At 63.0% G+C, this 16,645-nt stretch carries 16 protein-coding genes; 5 read left to right on the forward strand and 11 right to left on the reverse strand.

The features are described 5' to 3' along the window. Positions 1-8: 8 nt before the first annotated feature. From PKE80_RS21540 to PKE80_RS21550, 3 genes are all read left to right on the forward strand, one after another. Positions 9-767: a GntR family transcriptional regulator gene (locus tag PKE80_RS21540; protein ID WP_271184274.1), complete on the forward strand. Its 759-nt coding sequence runs from the start codon at positions 9-11 to the stop codon at positions 765-767. 244 nt (positions 768-1,011) lie between these two features. Beyond that, positions 1,012-2,286, forward strand: coding sequence for an MFS transporter (locus PKE80_RS21545; protein ID WP_271184275.1), 1,275 nt, complete (start codon positions 1,012-1,014; stop codon positions 2,284-2,286). Beyond that, positions 2,283-3,128: an SDR family oxidoreductase gene (locus PKE80_RS21550; RefSeq protein ID WP_271184276.1), complete on the forward strand. Its 846-nt coding sequence runs from the start codon at positions 2,283-2,285 to the stop codon at positions 3,126-3,128. The genes PKE80_RS21545 and PKE80_RS21550 overlap by 4 nt, the downstream gene beginning before the upstream one ends. Before the next feature lie 68 nt (positions 3,129-3,196). Here PKE80_RS21550 and PKE80_RS21555 read toward each other — a convergent pair whose 3' ends face one another. The 7 genes from PKE80_RS21555 to PKE80_RS21585 are packed head-to-tail and all read right to left on the reverse strand — an operon-like array spanning position 3,197 to position 9,854. Beyond that, positions 3,197-4,012: an NAD(P)-dependent oxidoreductase gene (locus PKE80_RS21555; RefSeq protein WP_271184277.1), complete on the reverse strand. Its 816-nt coding sequence runs from the start codon at positions 4,010-4,012 to the stop codon at positions 3,197-3,199. Next, positions 4,012-4,797, reverse strand: coding sequence for a carboxymuconolactone decarboxylase family protein (locus tag PKE80_RS21560; RefSeq protein ID WP_271184278.1), 786 nt, complete (start codon positions 4,795-4,797; stop codon positions 4,012-4,014). The genes PKE80_RS21555 and PKE80_RS21560 overlap by 1 nt, the downstream gene beginning before the upstream one ends. A gap of 10 nt (positions 4,798-4,807) precedes the next feature. Next, the gene (locus tag PKE80_RS21565) at positions 4,808-5,662 is read right to left on the reverse strand and encodes an SDR family NAD(P)-dependent oxidoreductase (protein ID WP_271184279.1); all 855 of its coding nucleotides are present in this window, start codon (positions 5,660-5,662) and stop codon (positions 4,808-4,810) included. Positions 5,663-5,700: 38 nt separating this feature from the next. Next, positions 5,701-6,492 (reverse strand): sugar phosphate isomerase/epimerase family protein, encoded by a 792-nt coding sequence (locus PKE80_RS21570; RefSeq protein ID WP_271184280.1) that lies wholly within the window; start codon positions 6,490-6,492, stop codon positions 5,701-5,703. Further along, entirely contained in the window at positions 6,489-7,739 is a 1,251-nt protein-coding gene (locus tag PKE80_RS21575; protein ID WP_271184281.1) for an alkyl sulfatase dimerization domain-containing protein, read from the reverse strand. Before PKE80_RS21575 ends, PKE80_RS21570 begins: the two co-directional genes overlap by 4 nt. A gap of 49 nt (positions 7,740-7,788) precedes the next feature. After that, positions 7,789-9,075 carry a sulfotransferase family protein gene (locus tag PKE80_RS21580; RefSeq protein WP_271184282.1) on the reverse strand — a complete coding sequence of 429 codons (1,287 nt, stop codon included), beginning with the start codon at positions 9,073-9,075 and terminating at the stop codon, positions 7,789-7,791. Continuing rightward, the gene (locus PKE80_RS21585) at positions 9,072-9,854 is read right to left on the reverse strand and encodes an SDR family NAD(P)-dependent oxidoreductase (RefSeq protein WP_271184283.1); all 783 of its coding nucleotides are present in this window, start codon (positions 9,852-9,854) and stop codon (positions 9,072-9,074) included. Before PKE80_RS21585 ends, PKE80_RS21580 begins: the two co-directional genes overlap by 4 nt. A gap of 431 nt (positions 9,855-10,285) precedes the next feature. Here PKE80_RS21585 and PKE80_RS21590 point away from each other — a divergent pair, with 431 nt between their 5' ends. Continuing rightward, positions 10,286-11,089 carry a FadR/GntR family transcriptional regulator gene (locus PKE80_RS21590; protein ID WP_271184284.1) on the forward strand — a complete coding sequence of 268 codons (804 nt, stop codon included), beginning with the start codon at positions 10,286-10,288 and terminating at the stop codon, positions 11,087-11,089. A 97-nt stretch (positions 11,090-11,186) separates the two neighbouring features. Here PKE80_RS21590 and PKE80_RS21595 read toward each other — a convergent pair whose 3' ends face one another. After that, positions 11,187-13,760: a TonB-dependent receptor gene (locus PKE80_RS21595; protein WP_271184285.1), complete on the reverse strand. Its 2,574-nt coding sequence runs from the start codon at positions 13,758-13,760 to the stop codon at positions 11,187-11,189. 606 nt (positions 13,761-14,366) lie between these two features. On the opposite strand from PKE80_RS21595, the gene PKE80_RS21600 reads away from it, so the two are divergent. Then, positions 14,367-14,615, forward strand: coding sequence for a hypothetical protein (locus PKE80_RS21600; RefSeq protein ID WP_271184286.1), 249 nt, complete (start codon positions 14,367-14,369; stop codon positions 14,613-14,615). A gap of 18 nt (positions 14,616-14,633) precedes the next feature. Here the strand turns inward: PKE80_RS21600 and PKE80_RS21605 are convergent, their stop codons facing one another. From PKE80_RS21605 to PKE80_RS21615, 3 genes are all read right to left on the reverse strand, one after another. Beyond that, a complete protein-coding gene (locus PKE80_RS21605; protein ID WP_271184287.1) occupies positions 14,634-14,852 on the reverse strand; it encodes a helix-turn-helix domain-containing protein in 219 nt (72 codons plus the stop codon). A 15-nt stretch (positions 14,853-14,867) separates the two neighbouring features. Next, the gene (locus PKE80_RS21610) at positions 14,868-15,110 is read right to left on the reverse strand and encodes a DUF6894 family protein (protein WP_271184288.1); all 243 of its coding nucleotides are present in this window, start codon (positions 15,108-15,110) and stop codon (positions 14,868-14,870) included. 151 nt (positions 15,111-15,261) lie between these two features. Beyond that, positions 15,262-16,644 (reverse strand): glycoside hydrolase family 130 protein, encoded by a 1,383-nt coding sequence (locus PKE80_RS21615; RefSeq protein ID WP_271184289.1) that lies wholly within the window; start codon positions 16,642-16,644, stop codon positions 15,262-15,264. Between the last annotated feature and the right edge of the window lies 1 nt (position 16,645).

Genomic DNA, 16,645 nt, shown 5'->3' on the forward strand with positions numbered 1-16,645 from the left:
ATGCATCCATGAGCATCGCCGCCAAAACCCGTACCCCCCTGGAAGTCGCCGCGGAACGCCTTCGCGAAATTTCGCTCGCCAGTCCGGAGGGCACGCTTCTCGGGAGCGAAGAGGCGCTCATCGTTCAGCTCGGTTGTGCGCGCGCCACGGTGCGTCAGGTCGCCCGCCTGCTGGAGCGTGAAGGCCTGCTGCGCGTGCGGCGCGGCATGAACGGCGGGTACTTCAGTGCACGCCCGGACGCCGACACGATCGAAGCGACCGTCAGCGCGTATCTCGAGACGCTCGACATGGAGCCCAGCGACGTGACCGTGCTTGCCTCGGCGCTGTGGGTGGAGGCAGTGCGCAAGGCCGCAAGCCGCAATCCTCAGGTGATCGAGCCGACATGCAGCCGCCTGAAGGAAAAGATCGCGGCGCTCAAGGATGAGGCCACCTTCGATGCGGTCAGGGTGCTCGAACGCGAGACGCAGGATGCGATCTTCGCGCTGGCGCAGAGCGAATACATCAAGCTCATCTTCGATATCAATTCCGCCTTCTCCCGTCGGCGGTTCGCAGAGCCGATCGAGGACAACGACAGCGCCGAGCATCGCGTGTTCGTGCGCGAGTGGCGGAACGCGAAACTGCTCGAACTTACCGCGATTGGCCTCGGTGACGGCGAACTTGCGGTACTCGGCGCCCAGCTGAGCCGCAAGATCTGGCATTCGCGCCTGAAGCGCCGCTTCGTCGCTCTAGCCGCTGATACGTCAGCTTCTACCGGGCAACGCGGATGACGCGCGGCGGCGGGATGCAAATTAAGAACCCTTTATTCCGCCGCTGATCGATGATGCATCCAATGGGCGTAGCGGCGAATAGTAGATGAAATCTCGCCGTCCAGCCGCGCATATCGCTTGAGCGTTGTACTGACCCCCTAAAAGAGGATACTTTTAGTGGACGACCGCTGTCCTCGCCCCATACTGATCTCCCAAAGAAGAATCGCGCACCGCGACAAGCCTGGGCACAAGGGAGAGGTTGCATATGACTGGAGAGCTCGTTTCCGCATCGGCCGAGTGGCGTCGCTACTGGCCGGTCGTGCTCGCCTCTTCGATCGGCTTCTCGTTCATGTCGTTCATGACCCCCGCCGCCGGGGTGTTCATGGACCCGCTGGCGCGCGACTTCGGATGGGACCGCACGCAGCTTTCGAGCGGCCTTGCCGCGGCTGCCCTGATTTCCATCGTGCTCTCGCCGTTCATCGGGGCATTGATCGACCGCAGCGGAGTGCGCCGCATCGCCTTGCCGGGCCTTGTGCTCACGACCGCGTCCATCTGCGCCTTCGCGCTCGCGTCGGGTTCGTTCGTGCAGTGGATCGTATTGTGGCTGGTGTGGGGCGTGTTCGTCCTGTTCGTCCAGTCGACGCTGTGGTCCACCGCCGTGGCGGCCACTTTCACCAAGGGCCGCGGGCTGGCCCTTGGCATAACCATGTCGGGCACCGCGCTGGCGCAGGTCATCGCGCCGCCCCTCAGCAACTGGCTGATCACGCATTTCGGCTGGCGGGAAGCATTCGTAATTCTGGGACTGGGCTGGGGCGGCGTTGCCCTTGTCCTGTCCGTGCTGTTCCTCAGGGGGAAAAGCGCGGCCGCTACGCCCGGTGACCGGCGAGCCCAGAAACCGGCACCGGCCTCGGACGTGCCCGGCCTGACGATCGCGCAGGCGTGGCGCAGTGTCGCGCTCTGGAAGGTCGCGATCGCCACCTTCCTTATCCTGACCGCGACCATCGCCGTCGTGGTGCATCAGTTCCCCATTCTGGTCGAGGCCGGGGTCTCGCGCGAAAGTGCCGCCTGGCTCGTGAGCTTGTCCGGGATCGCCGGGGTTGCGGGCAAACTCATCACCGGAACCCTGGTCGACCGCTTTCATGCCCGCTGGATCGGCGGCCTGACCCTGGCATCGACCGCTATCGCCTGGCCCCTGCTCATGGACGGGGTCGCCACTCCCGCACTGGTCGTCGTGGGCATGATGATCAGCGGCTATGCGGCCGGCACGAAGATGCAGCTGTGCAGCTACCTGACTGCCCGCTACGCGGGCCTTCGCCATTACGGTGCGATCTTCGGCGTGATGACGAGCATGATCGCGCTGGCCTCGGCCATCGGCCCGCTTTCCGCCGGCGTGGCGCACGACGCCTTCGGCAGTTACTCCCCCCTTCTCCTCACCGGTGTCAGCATTTCGATCGTCAGTGGCCTGATCGTGCTCAGCCTCGGCGCTTATCCGGACTGGACGCCCGCCCTGCGCGGTAATGACGAAGGCGCCCCAGAATGAGCGGCGTTCCGGGCCGGACCCGGAGGCCCGACCTTCCGCTGGCGGTCGTCATCGGTGCCGGTGGGATGGGCTCGGCCGTAGCAAGGCGCATGGCGCAGACCCACCGCGTGCTGCTGGCCGACATCGATGGTGAGGCAGCCCGTGCACAGGCCGATGCACTCGCCCGTGACGGCGCGGATGTCCATCCGCTCGCATGCGATGTCACTGACACCGACGCGGTCGCGGCACTCTCCTGCATGGCGGAGGGCCTGGGCGGATTTCGCTGTCTGGTGCACATTGCGGGCCTGTCGATCGCGGCCGACGATTTTGCGAGAATACTGGCGGTGAACCTGCGTGGACCAGCGCTGGTTGCGGCAGCGTTGCGGCCGCTCGCCCGGCCGGGTGCAAGCGCCATCCTCATCGCGTCGCTGGCCGCCCACAGCTTCCGCCCTTCACCGGCCGTGATCGAAGTCCTTGAAATGCCGGCCGCACCGGACCTCGCCGACCGCGTCGCGGGGGTACTGGGTGCCGAGAATGCCACGCCTGCGACCGCCTACGCGCTCTCGAAGGTCGGCTTGCTTCAGATGGCACGGCGCGAGGCGGCGGACTGGGGCCGGGTCGGCGCGCGTATCGTGTCGCTGTCGCCCGGCCTCATCTCGACGCCCATGGGGGCGCTCGCCTACGAGAAGAGCGCGGGCAAGCGGGCAATGTTCGCACAGACCCCGTTGTCGCGCGAAGGCGCCATGTCGGAAATCGCGGACGCCGTCGAATTCCTGGCTTCCGATCGCGCATCGTTCATCAGCGGGACCGATCTTCTCGTGGACGGCGGGCTTGCCGCCGCGCTCGGATATCCTCAGCGATAGCCGCTCTAAGCCACTCGTTTGCCGCATTTTCCGAGTCATCAGGTGATTCCACCTGATTAGAAAATGCTCTAGGCGCGATGCACGGCCGCATCGAGAAAGTCGGCGGCGGCCTCGTCCAGGACGAGACCCGGTCCGTTCACGCCAAGGCTTGCCCTCAGGAGGGCGACATCCTTGCGCAGGAGCGCCGCGCCGTGCTCGAAGTCCTCGGGACGCGGAAGTCGCGCATAGACCTCGAAGCCGAAGCTGCGGCCGCTGCTGCCCTTGATCAGCTCTGCCGCCGCCTTGCGGTCTATGCCGAGCGCCTCGGCTGCCGCGAGGGCGGCATGAGCCAGTCCCATGTTGGCCGCCATCAGCGAATTGTTCACGATCTTCGCGCGTTGCCCGGCCCCCGCGCCCCCGAGGTGCAAAAGCAGCCCGGCGAATGCCTCGAAAACCGGCTTCGCCTGCGCAAAGGCTTGCTCCGTGCCGCCGCACATCACCGTCAGGGAGCCTGCCGCCGCCGCCCCGCCGCCGCCGCTGACAGGGGCATCGACAAATGCGATCCCGGCCGCTTCGCAGCGGCGCGCCAGGCGCTCGCAGCTTTCGGGCAGGATCGTGGAGTGGATCGCCAGCAGGCTGCCCGGCCGCATCGCAGGCAGCAATTGCTCGCAAATAGCGGCAACGCCGGCATCGTCGACCACGCAGATACCCACGTGGTCGGCCCAGGCGGCAAGTTCCGGCAAAGATGCCGCCGCCAGAGCGCCTTGCGCCACGAACGGGGCGAGCGCCTCCGGCCGCCGCGCCCAGACCGTCAGCGGGAAGCCTGCGGCGAGCATACGCTCGGCCATAGGCGCGCCCTGGCTGCCCAGCCCGATGAAGGCGGTCCGGATGGGCTGCGTGTTCATCATGCGTCCCACGGCAGACCTTCCCGGTGGTTCCTGATCATCGTCAGCACCGCGCCCTGGATCACGGAAGCCTTCGGCCACCCTGCATGGACGGCGTACTGCAGGACGAACTCCTGCAACTCGTGCGCGGTACAGTTGCCGCTCGAAAGCGCCGCGTAGAAGTGCGTCTTGATCGGCGTCGCCGCGCAGCTTTCGGAAACGCCGACCAGCGTGATCCATCGCCGCGAGCGTTGGTCCAGTGCACCGCGCTTCCACATTTCCCCGAACACGAAATTATCGATGCCCGCCTCGAAATACGGGGTCATCGGCGGCGGTCCCGGAAAGCCCATGACCGTGTTGAATTCGTCTATGCCGTCCCGCACGCGGAAATCCGGATCCCAGGGCTCGGCCCTGATCGCGTCGTATTCGCTGACCTGCTGCCCCAGCGCCATCGTCACGCGGGTGATCGCCCGATCCAGTTCCACGCCGCGCGACCACCCGGCATAGACGGCGAGGTGCAACGCCGCCTCTCGCAGCTCCGGCTGGGTCAGTTCACGGGTAACCAGAGCGCCGCGAATGTAATCCTCGACAAGATCGGCCGGGCCGTTGCTGCTGGCCGCGCTGGCGATCGAGATCAGGTAGCGGGCGCGCATCTCGAGGCCCGGTCGCGCCCAGATTTCCGCGAAGATGAAATCGCGCCAGCTCGCCTCGGTCGGCGTGGCCGGAACCTCGTGCTCGCGCGCCGTGACGCGCACCGCGACCTGCGCACCGCGCGCCGAACGTTCGTGGGGATCGAGCAAGGTCATTATCGTCCCTTCAGCCCCGGATCGAATCGATGACGGCCTGGGTGATGCCCGGCTTGCCGGGATCGCCCGCCATGAATTCGGCATGCTTCTTCTCGATGAAGGCATCGGGGTTCGCGGCGACCTCGGCCAGCGTCGCCCAGACCTCCTCGTGGGTGGGCACGACGATCTCCCCGCCCTCCATCGCATCGGACAGGATCCGTGCCGTCTCGGGCTGCGACTTGACGAACAGATGGCTTCCCGGCGCCCGCATCGTGTAGCCTTCGCTGAAGTGCTTCATTGCATCGGGCGAGGTCGTCATGACCGGGCCGGGACACAGGCAGCTCACGCGAATTCCGAACTGCATGAGATAGAGCGCGAGGTTCTGCGACATCGACAGCACCGCCGCCTTGGACGCCGCATAGTGAATGCGGCTCGCGGCGAACGGATAGAGGCCGGCGAAGCTGGCCGTATTGACGATGTGCCCCTCGCCGCGTCCCATCATGCGCGGAACCACGACGCTGTTGGCGCGCACCATGCCGAAGAGATTGACGTCGAACATGCGCTGCCATTCGGCAAGCGGGATGTCCTCGGGATTGCCGCCCGAGAGTATCCCGGCATTGTTCATGTGGATGTCGAGGGGACCGAGCGCGGCTTCGGCGGCATCGATGGCTTCCAGCACCGACGCCTCGTCGAGCACGTTGCAATGCAGCCCGGTGCTCTCCGCGCCCAGCGCGCGCACGAGTTCGGCGGTCTCTTCGGCCCCATCCCTCGATATGTCGGCAACCGCGACGCGGGCGCCGCGGCGGGCCCATTCGAGGGCGATCTGGCGACCGATGTTCTGCCCGGCGCCGATGATCAGTGCCGTCTTGCCTTCGAATGTAGACATCTTCCCGTTCCTCTCCCGTTATTATTCGCGACCGGCGCTCAGATCCCGGCCGCGTAAAGCAGCTCCGAAGCCGCCTCGATGCCCGCCCGAAACTCGGCCTCTCCGGTGTCTGCGGTGTAGTCCGCAGGCACGACCTCAAGGTCGAACACACCCTCGTAACCGGCTTCCAGCACGTCGTTCATCATGCGGCCGAGCGGCAGGTCGCCCTGCCCGACATGCAAGCGCCCGCCCGGTCCGGAGATGGCGATGTCGCCGATCTGGACAAGCGCGATGTGCGGCATGGCGCGCTTCAGGGTCTGGGCAAGGCCCCGCTCCATCCAGTTGTTGCTGAAGTCGGAAACGATCCCGAGCCCGGTTCGCTCGGCGATATCCACTGCGTCGGCAAGGCGCGTGCAGAACGAAACACTGGTCCGCAAGCTGGGTTCGAAGGCAGCGATCACGCCGTTTGCGCGGGCATGCTCGACGGTCGGCGCAACAGCCTGCGCGAACAGCGCCACATCCTCGTCCCAGTCGCAGCGCACCGTCCGGCCGCTGGTGAAATAGATCGAATGGCCGCCATGCGCCGCGACCAGATCGATCATCGCCTTGTGCGTTTCGCGCGTCGCATCCCACGTCTCGGGCGCGGCGAGCTGGAAGCCTGCGGTGATGAGCGTGCTGATGCGGATACCGGCATCGTCGAGAGCACCAAGGTGGCGCTCCGGATCGTCCGCGATCTTGTTCATCAGCAGGCCCGCGTGCGTGACGCCCACGTCCTTCCACAGTGCCAGTTCGCGCTCGAACGGCCACCGGAACGTGCACATGGCATCCAGAGACAGACGCGGATGGGTCACTGCGCTTCACCCAGGGCCGTCTCCAGCCGGAGGATCTCGCTTTCCAGCCAGCGCACTTCGCTGAAGTTCTCCCGCCCCGCGCCTTCGAGCACGGCCCGCTGGGCCGCAAGCTGGACGCCGAGCGCGTCACGATGCCCGGGCACCCCGGCGGGAATGGCCTCGGCCAGATGGAGCGCGTGGAGCGGCTTGCCTTCCTCCAGCAGCGCCCTCGCCCGCCCGAGCACCGGCGCATGGCCTCCCGCGAGCGCGACGAGTTCGGGAAACACGGCTTGGGGCGGAACCGAATAGAGTTCGGTGGAGGATTCGTAGCGGAACCAGCCCAGATGCTCCTCCCAGATGGAACGCACGATCCAGGGCACTTTGCCGTGCCCTTGCGGGATGGCGAGTTCCTCAGGCAGGCGGATGGTATCCATCAGTTCCCACAGGCCCTTGCCTGCGTTCATGCCCTCGAAGGTCCGGTCGCGCAGGTACTGCGCCGCATCGCGCATGCGGGTCAGGCGAGAGCGGATCTCGGCAGCGCCGCGCACCGGCTCCCCGTGACCGGTGATGAGCACTTCGGCTTCGAGATCGATGACGCGCTGCACGCTGTCGATGTACCACTGCACATAGCGATAGCGCTCGCCCCGCACGGTGTAGAGATTGGGCACGTGGCCGAAGATCGGCCCGGTCATGTTGCCGGTGAAGACGATACGCTCCTGCGGCAGCCAGACGGCAAGCGAATCGACCGTTTCCCCGCCCTTCACCGACAGCAGCTCGAATGCGCGGCCGCCCTGTTCGAAGCGGTGACTGTCCTGGAACGTGGTGGTCAGCACCGGCTCGGGCCGCTCGGTCAGTTCGCGCTTCTGGTCGCGGCTCCACAACCGGCGAGAGCGCGCGCCCATGGCGGTGCCGAGGTCGCGGTACTGCTTGCGCACGAACGGCAGGTTAGCCTGGCCGATGGTCTCCACGTCCGGGCCGCTGAAGGTCGGCCAGCCGCCGATGTGATCCTCGTGGCTCTGCGTCAGGACGATCCTGCGGATCGGCTGGTCGGAGACGGCATCGAAGCGCCGCCTGTTCTCCGCCGCGCTATAGATGATGCCGGTATTGACGAGGACGTTGCCGTCCGCAGTCGTCACCAGATAGAGATTGGACACGTCCCTGGACATGAAGATGCCATGGCCGAGATCGACCGCATCCTGCCGCCCGGCGCCGTCGTTGATGATCTGGGCATTGAGGGGTTCATTGGCGTCCCGAGCCGTCTGGGTCATGTCCATTCTCCCGAAGTCTTGTTTTCTTTGCGGCAGCGAAATCGGCTGCTCAGGCCTTCACTTCCACCCGCACCGGGAAGCGATCGAGGTAGAATGCGAAGCGTTTCCGAAGCGCCGGGATGTCGAGGTTGAAGTCACCGGCGAGGTCGTAGACCACCCGTCCGTCCTTGCCGCGCGGATGGCTGTCCATGTATTCGCGCATGTCGGCGATACTGTCCTCGCTCGAGGGGAGCCCGGCGAACTCCAGCACCTTCTGCGCGGTCCCGACATCGTCGGCGATGACGTCGCCGAACAGGATGTCGAGCCGCTGGCCCTGAGGCACCGTGTCCATGTCGCGCAGGTACGCGCGCAGCATGCGCTCGATGCGATCGACCCAGTAGGCGACATGCGCCTGGATATCCGGCTGCTTCTGGTGCGCGAGGACGGAAAGGCCCCGCATGGTCAGCACCGACTGCAGCAATGCCAGCGGGTCGCGGTGGATCTGGACGACATAGGCGTCCGGATAGTTGGCGACGAGCGCGGGTATCTGCTCGGAATGCTGGTTGCCCTTGAGGATCCAGCGCCGGTCCGACGGGAACTGGTGAGCGATGGCCTTGAGCATCCGCTTGCCATAGGCGTAATGCGGCGTCTGGTCGTGGCCGAGCAGATGATCGCGCCAGCGCGGCACCTCTGCCATCCATTCCCACTGATAGGTGGTGAAATCGGGCATCTGCAGTTCGTTCTCGCCGCAGGCGTGGTCCGGCGAATGCTCGTGCATCGCGGCCATGATGGCGTTCTGCTTCATCCGGTCCCAGTGCGCGCTGGAACGCAGCCAGCGCGGATCGACCCCGTCCGGCCCCGGCGCTTCGCCGGGCGCGAGCACTGCCTCGGAGCCGAGGTAGACCGGCAGGTGGCGCAGCCGGCGATCGGCGGCGATCAGGTTCTCGAGATGCGTGGTGCCCGAGCGCGGCAGGCCGACGATGATGATCGGGCGGTCGATGACCTCGCGATCGACCTCGGGATGCGCATCGAGGTAGGCCTTGTTCTTCAGGCGGTTCGCGACCTGCTTGACGCAGGCGGCGCGGAAGTTCGCCTTGGCGAAGCGCCACAGGTTGGGATTGCTCCCGACCTCTTCCAGCAACAGGCCCAGACGTTCGGTGAAATCGCCCGGCCCGAAGTCGGACAAGCCCGTCTGAGCCTGCGCGGCTGCGAGGACGGCTTCGACGGTCATGTCCAGCGGCTCGGCCTCGGCGGCTTCCAGCTCGGCCCGCCGCTCGGCGGGAAGCACCGGGTCGCGGAACTGCTCGACGCGGAAAACCTTGGTCTTGACCTCGGTTACGGTATCGGACGTGCTCATGCTCGGCGCTCCAGCGAGGTATTGAGCTTGCCGGCATTGGCCATCCAGCCGCCGTCGACCTTAACCAGATCGCCGGTGTGGTAACGCGATGCATCGCTCATAAAGTAGACCCCTATCCCTTCGAAATCCTCGGGTGTGCCGAACCGCGGGATCGGGCAGCGCTCACGCACTTGCGAGCCGAGCGGGGAATCGGGGCCCTGGTCCTTGACGGTCTCGCTCTCAGTGTAGCCGGGGCAGACGGTATTGGCGCGAATGCCATATTTGCCGAGATCGACGGCGATCCCCCGGGCCAGCGACGCCATCGCGCCCTTCGAGGCATTGTAGTGCTGCATGCCGATCGAGCCGGTTACGGCGGACAGGCTCGCACAGAACAGGATCGATCCGCCGGCGTCGCCCGCCTCCGCGCGCCCCCGCATATGGCGCGCGGCCTCACGGGCGAGGTAGAATGCGCCGTGCTGGTTGACCGACAGCAGCAAATGCCACGCCTCGCCGGTCATGTTGGTGAAGCAGCCCTGATTCATCATCAGGCCGGCATTGGCGATGGCACCATCCACGCGGCCCATCGTCGATACGGCCTGTGCGAAAGCCTCGATCACCCGGTTCTCGTCGGACACATCGACTTCCTGCGTGAACACCTTGGCGCCCAGGCCGCGCAGCTCGTCCGCCGCGACTTCATTCTTGTCCTGGCGCCTTCCCCAGATGACAAGGTCGCCGCCGGCCTTTGCAATGCCGCGGGCAAAACCCAGGCCGATGCCGGCATTGCCCCCGGAAATAACCACGACTCGCCCCTGCAAGTCCCACGGTAGACGAGCCATCGCCGCTCCACTCCACTATCTGTTTTTCATCGGCCGAACGACAAGACCGTCTCGGCACGTGGATTAAAAACAGTATCCTTTATATATGTCAAGTCGATCGACCGACGGACTCCTGCCGCCCAATTGAAGCAAACATTCGGAATGAGCGGAAAAATACACCACCCGCTTCATGCCGGACCTGGAACACGCAGCAAGATCGCGGAGACGATCTACTTTCCTGAGAAATTGACCCGGACAAACGGCGGCAACCTTCGACCGCTCATGCCTTTAGCCGCAAACGATCGGCACGGCCTTTCAACTCCATGTGAGCCAAGAGAAATCATATTGCAGACCCTTGCTCAGAGCCCGAAATAGAAATACAGTGTACTTTAATTAGTCAATCAGGGTGAGGATCAATGGTGCGTCAACGCGGCCTCCCGCCTCACGGCGGCAAGGAACCCGCGCGCCTCTCGCGATCGGTGCTGCACAGTCTGATGCAGGATCTGCGCGATGGCCGGTACGAACGCGGAGAACGGTTGCCAGCGGAACGCGTTCTCGCGCAGGCTCTGGGTGTCAGCCGCCCCATCATTCGCGAAGCCCTGCACGCGCTCGACCTGCTCGGCGTGGTCGAGACGCGAGTGGGATCGGGCACGTATGTCGTCGATGCGCATCGCGACCTCGGCAATCAAGTCTTGCACGCTTCCGCCTTCGAAGTTCTCGGCACCCTCTCGACTCTGGAATGCTCTGCCCTGTTTCATGCTGCAGGCCTAACCGACAAGACACTGCTGGACGCACTTGCGGAAAGGCTGGAAGAGGCAATCCGCGCGGATGCCGACTTCGAAAGTTGGCACCATGGTCTGGCGGAATTCCACGTCACCCTCGCGAAAGCGGGAGGAAACGAAGTCCTCAACCTCATGATCGGGCAGCTTTGGCAGGTACGCCTTGGCACCTCGACAACGCACAGTCTTGTCCAGCGGGCGTGGCTGGCGGGATCGCTTGCCGACCACGAAACCCTTAGGCGGCTTCTGGCGGCCTTGCAGGCCGGCAACCACGATGTGGCGGGCCGGGAACTCAGGGCCGAGCACGACCGGGTCCTTGCAGCGGTCCTCGACATCCACGCCGAGGACGAAGTGGCGCGCGCTCGCGAATCCGTATCGCAGTTGCGCGCGAGATTCGTGCTGCCGCCTGCGGGATTCGGGCGCATGCCCACGTGCCGGTAATCCCGGAAGGAACACCGGCATGGCGAAAGCACATGCCTTCAATTGAGGGCCGAAGCGGCAATGCCCGCTTCGGCCCCGTCACCGTGCAGTCTGCCGGTCAGAACGTGTAGCGCACTCTCGCACCATACATGCGCGGATCACCGTAGTACCGCGACGTGAAGCCGCGCGAACCGGAAAGGCTGCGTGCCTCGTAATACCGCTTGTCGAATGCGTTCGTCACGAAGACCTGGAGATCGACGGGGGCGTCGAACGGCTTCTCCCAGTTCAGGTTGAAGTTGACCAGGTCATAGCTTGGCGCGACTTGCGTGTCGTAATTGGGATCCGAGGGGGCGAATACGCTGTAGACCCGGTTCGGCAAGGACGCATCGGCGCCGTAGAAAACCGAGCCAGTGTAGACATACGTAGCACCGAGGCTGACCTGGCCCACCGAGCCGGGCAACGGAAGCGTGTAGTTGGCCGTGACCGACAGCTTGTGGTTCGGCGTGAACTGCAGGCGCTTGCCCTCGATCGGAGTGCTTGCCACGAGGTTGTAGCCGCCGACCGGCTGCGTCGAGAGATCCGGCGCAATGAACTCGAGCAGCTTCGTGTTGAGATAGGCGTAGCTGGCCTGAAGCGTGAGGCCCTCGAAGGGAGAGATCGACGCTTCCGCTTCGAGGCCCCAGATCCGCGCCTTGCCGGCGTTGACCACGGCCGGGCCAGAGGGCAGGTTCGGCGCGATGCCGTTGGTATCGACGAACGAGACCTGCAGCTGCATGTCCTGGAAGTCGTTATAGAACCCCGAAAGATTGAAGCTGCCCGGCATCGCCCCGTGCCAGCTCGTCTTGATTCCGCCTTCATAGACGTCGACGCGCTCGGGCTCGTAAGTCTTGAAACCTACTGCCGCCAGCGGGCTGACCGATCCCTGCCGGTAGCCTCTTGCATACTTCGCGTAGACCATGATGTCCGGCATGATCTTGTAGTTCAGCCCGATCATCCATGTCGGCGCCTTCGAGCTCTGGCTATAGCGCTCGAGGCACGTCGCGGGTGAGCCGCCATACGTGAGGGCGGGATTGGTGCACGTGAACATCGGGGTGTTCCAGCCGGTGGCTGCGGCATAGGACGCCACCATGTTGGTGGAACTGCCCGTCGTCTTGTCCCAGGTATAGCGGATGCCCGCATCCAGAGTCAGGGCCGAGGTCAACTTGTAGCTGCCCTGCGCATAAGCGGCCATGTTGCGGAACGCCACGCGGCCGACATTGAAGTTTCTGCTACCCGTGGCGGTCGCCGCGCCGGTGACGGCCGAGGCATCGGTGCAGGCAAATTCCGCCCACTCCGCTTCACTGTCGCACAAGACCCCGTTCATGCTCTGCGAGCCCGCCCAGCCGAGCGGCAGGCTGCGCTCATAGTAGAGGCCTGCCTGCCAAGTCAGGTTGCTGCCGAAGTTGGTGCCCTGAAACTGCAGTTCCTGCGTGAACGTCTCCTGCTGTCCGCTGTGAAGGCCCGGCGGGCTGATCGATGTGTCGCTGCCCCAGCCCTTCCCGACATACTGGCTGGGCACGTTGACGGTCCTGAAATAGGGCGCGGTGCTGATCGGAACCCGCAGCGTGTTGCCGAGCGGAACCCACACGCCGAACAGGTCGATGGCCTGGTCCTGGATGATCTGGCCGTAGCTGTTGATGTTCTTGATCGTGAGGTTGTCGCTGACTTGCCACTTCAGCGAATTCACGATCTGCCAGGTCTCCAGCTTCTGGTACGCCCATGGCAGGGCGTTGGTCACCGTGAGGTCGCCGGCATCACGCTCGCGCTGGATTTGCTGGCAACTGTACCCGTTGGGACCGTTGGTGGTGACGCCGGCGGCACTGCTGGCATAGCAGTCGGTCGTCCTCGAGGCCGCGCCGTTGGTCTTCGAGCGGGTATAGGAGATGACGGTGTAGTTCTCCACGTTGTCCGAGAGGTCGGCGACCGCGCTCACCCGCGCGGCGACATAGCCCACGTCCGCGAAATCGCGGGGACCGACACCCGAGATGTTGCGCAGATAGCCGTCGCGCTCCTGGGTATCGACGCCGAAACGCAGTCGGAAGCTCTCGCCCACGGGCAGGTTGAGCACTGCCTGCACGCGTTTCATATCGTAGTTGCCTGCGGACGCCTCGACATATCCCTCGAAGTCGTAGGTCGGACGATTGGGGACGAGGACAACCGCGCCGCCGGTCGTATTGCGACCGAACAGGGTCCCCTGCGGCCCCTTGAGAACCTGGACGCTTTGCAGGTCGAACAGATGGCCCGGGCCCGCACCGTCACCCGAGGCGCTCAAAGGCGAGGAACGCGGCACGACCGCATCCGCGAAATAGACGCCAACCGAGGTCGTGGTGCGCGCCTCCTGGGTGAAACCGCGGATGGCAAAGGAGGCAAAGTCGGCCCCGTACCGCGAGTTTGCCGTCAGCGACGGCGTGTAGGTCGCGAGATCCTTCGCGGAGAACACGTTCTGGCGATCAAGCGCCTTCTGGTTGAACACCGTCATCGAGATGGGCACGTCTTGGAGGCGTTCCTCGACGCGGCGCGCGGTGACGATGATGTCGCCCGCAGAAGGAGATCCGGCGTTGTCGTCCCCGCCCTGATCCTGAGCGATAGCCGCCTGTAGCGGGATCGTCGCAAGCGTGGTGGATGCCAGGAGCACCAGCGCGGCCTTCTTCATTGTCTCTCCCTCCGGGCAAACGCTGTCCACGCTCACCGATGATAGTTCGCCCCCGACTGATCGCGAGGCACGTTTTCCTCGTGGACCGGCTTGTTCTTGCTCACACGGACGAGGCGCGATCCATTAAGGGTCCTTTTATCTGGATAATTTATTATCGGTCAAAGCGCTGTGGCGATTTCAGGTTACTCTAACTGAAACGCGGCGCAAGAAAGCACCTTGCTTTGGCTGCATTGGGTACAGAATGGTTCGATTACGCCGCCTTATGAGTTGCTCCGGCACAGGTCCTAGCTCAAAATCAAGGTAGGAGAGCCACGCTGGGCGGGAGGCAAACCGGGGTTGATTGGGGCTCGAATTGGCTGGACATGGCGATGATCCTCAGCCGCAACTCGGGGTAGAACGAGCGTGCGCTGCATCGCTGCCTACTAGTTCACATCTTCCACCAGCTTTACGAATTTCGCCATCACTGTCGCCAGCGCTGAACAACAGCTTCGCCGGGATCGCTCCCACCTGCGTGCCAGCATTTGGCGCGCCCTAGATTTTCGGCGCAATAGCCGCCAACCTCGCGAGCGAGATCATCTTCCCGCCAGCCCTGATAGAGGAAACTGCATGAGCCGCGTCCGTCGCCTTATGGATGCCGCGACCTATCACGACTTCATCCTCAAGATCATCCGTCATGCCGACGAGGAACCGGGCTTCAAAGTACTGCCAAGGCGTTTGGGTCCTCGACGCATTTTCGTATGGATGGCCCGCTGGAAACGGCTCGTTTGCGATTACGAGCAACGGATAGGCGTCTCGTACGCGATGATCCATGTCGCTCTCGGCAGCCTCATGCTCCGAAGAATTGTCCATCCATGAGCATTCTCAAACAGGCTCTTAGGCGTCCGGGTCCTGCTCATAATTGCAGATGAAATGAGCAATCATGTGGGCCCGGTTGCGCGTGCGGGTCTTGAGACGCACGTTTTCAACATGCCGTTCAACCGTGCAAGGCGCAATTAGGAGGACTCTCGCGACTTCTTTTGCAGACTTACCCGCGGCAATAAGGTTTATGATTTCGCATTCTCTCGGCGTGAGGCGAAGTTTCAGGTCTTTCATCGATACCCCCTGCTTTTATGTAATTTCTGGAACTTCAGAGATAGACTTGAAATTAAGTGAAAGAATAAGGGATCCAGCCGAATTATTGACTTCAATTGACCATTCATCACTTTGCCAAAATGTTCCTTCTGCATGGACAAGAAGGTCTCCCGCAAACCTGATTGCCTCGAGACGCACCTCGGCAAGACCTTCCAGGACAGTTCCTTGAAGATCAGGAAATGATTTACCATCCAGAACATGGAAAAAATATCTAGGCACTGTTCATAATTTCCTGTGATGAAAACACAAAATCAAACACTTAAAATAAAAATCGCGTCACAATTATGGATATATAAATAAATCTGTGCGATATTTTATAATTTAATACTCTATTGTTGTTATAATTTAACAAAAATGAAACAAATATCATCTACAGATCATTCTTGAGAAGCTCGACCAACGTTGTCACTTTCACGGTAGAAAACGTCGAGAAGGTGTCAGAAATGGCGTATGGCAGAACGATCCGCTCACCGAAGCGCATGGCCCCGCAAGAGTAGACCACATTGGGAACATATCCTTCGCGCTCTGCGGCTTCCGGCCCCACAAGGGGCTCACGAGAACGGCCGATCACCCGGGTCACATCCTCCTTGTCAAGCAGGACCGCGCCTATTGAATAATGCCGCATCGGTCCCACCCCGTGGATGAACAGTAGCCATCCCTCGTCGAGTTCAATGGGCGATCCGCAAGCGCCGATCTGGATGAATTCCCCAGGAAACTTCGGCGCCAATAAAGGCGTCCCACCAGTCCATTCGGACAAGTTGTCAGAATAGAGCAGGTAAAGATTTTCGTTGTCGTACCGCGCGATCATGGCATATCGCCCGTTCAACTTGCGGGGAAACAGGGCCATGCCCTTGTTCTCGGCCGCAGTGCCTTTGAGCGGGACCAGCCGGAACGATAAGAAATCGGCGGTTTCCAGCAGTTCGGAGCGGATCGAACGCCCGCTGTAAGCGGTGTATGTGGCGTAATATGTGATCGTTCCTTCGTGCTCAAAGGCCACGAAGCGTGCATCTTCTATGCCGTTGGACTGCGCATCCGTAATCGGGAAGATCACTCTTTCCGATGGATCACTTTCGGGCATGAAGGACAGTTCGATCCGGTCTCCCACACACGCCGTGACGGCCGGCAATCTGGCAAGGCGCGCAGGCGGGTCGATGTCCATTGCTCCGTCAGGGCCTATGGTTCCGGAGCGAAACGTCAGGGAGGAAATGTGCCCTTCGCCAACCGCGCGCAAAGAGAGAATTACGCGGATGCAGCCGAGCTTCGCGCCGGTCTGACATGGGTGAGGAACGATGCTGGGATTAAACAGCGCGGCGGCTTCGAAGCTGTATTCATTTAGGAAATAAGCGCCGATCAACTGACGCTGGGAAAGAGAGAGCGAAGCATCTCCGAAATAGGACACTTCCATTTCCCGGGCGCGTCGTTCGAAGATTTCGGGAAGGTTGTGGTGGCGATCGTCGAAGCTGTCCAGAGTCGCCTGCAGCAGGGAGACCACTTCGTCCACGCCAAGACCTAATACCCAATCGACGATATGATTGACGCGAGTCTTGTCGAGAGGATTGTGGTCGCGTGGCTCGATCGAAGGTCGGAAGGGGCGAACCACTACGCGCGAAGGATCGGGTCGCAGGTACAGCGCCTGGCGATTGAAGAATGGATGCTGTTCCACGCCGTTTCTCAGTTGGATAACTGATTGTGAAGAGATGCATGTCAACGGCGGCGCAAAAGTCGGCCACGGGGCGGAGTAAAACCAGGCCAGT

It is taken from the genome of Novosphingobium resinovorum (genome assembly GCF_027922145.1).
In the GTDB taxonomy this organism is placed as follows: domain Bacteria; phylum Pseudomonadota; class Alphaproteobacteria; order Sphingomonadales; family Sphingomonadaceae; genus Novosphingobium; species Novosphingobium resinovorum.

Bases quoted from the DNA above. Each gene is read 5' to 3' on its own strand.
- PKE80_RS21565 (WP_271184279.1), bottom strand. From the start codon at position 5,662: ATGTCTACATTCGAAGGCAAGACGGCACTGATCATCGGCGCCGGGCAG.
- PKE80_RS21575 (WP_271184281.1), bottom strand. From the start codon at position 7,739: ATGACCCAGACGGCTCGGGACGCCAATGAACCCCTCAATGCCCAGATC.
- PKE80_RS21540 (WP_271184274.1), top strand. From the start codon at position 9: ATGAGCATCGCCGCCAAAACCCGTACCCCCCTGGAAGTCGCCGCGGAA.
- PKE80_RS21600 (WP_271184286.1), top strand. From the start codon at position 14,367: ATGAGCCGCGTCCGTCGCCTTATGGATGCCGCGACCTATCACGACTTC.
- PKE80_RS21550 (WP_271184276.1), top strand. From the start codon at position 2,283: ATGAGCGGCGTTCCGGGCCGGACCCGGAGGCCCGACCTTCCGCTGGCG.
- PKE80_RS21580 (WP_271184282.1), bottom strand. From the start codon at position 9,075: ATGAGCACGTCCGATACCGTAACCGAGGTCAAGACCAAGGTTTTCCGC.
- PKE80_RS21590 (WP_271184284.1), top strand. From the start codon at position 10,286: ATGGTGCGTCAACGCGGCCTCCCGCCTCACGGCGGCAAGGAACCCGCG.
- PKE80_RS21555 (WP_271184277.1), bottom strand. From the start codon at position 4,012: ATGAACACGCAGCCCATCCGGACCGCCTTCATCGGGCTGGGCAGCCAG.
- PKE80_RS21605 (WP_271184287.1), bottom strand. From the start codon at position 14,852: ATGAAAGACCTGAAACTTCGCCTCACGCCGAGAGAATGCGAAATCATA.
- PKE80_RS21545 (WP_271184275.1), top strand. From the start codon at position 1,012: ATGACTGGAGAGCTCGTTTCCGCATCGGCCGAGTGGCGTCGCTACTGG.
- PKE80_RS21560 (WP_271184278.1), bottom strand. From the start codon at position 4,797: ATGACCTTGCTCGATCCCCACGAACGTTCGGCGCGCGGTGCGCAGGTC.
- PKE80_RS21595 (WP_271184285.1), bottom strand. From the start codon at position 13,760: ATGAAGAAGGCCGCGCTGGTGCTCCTGGCATCCACCACGCTTGCGACG.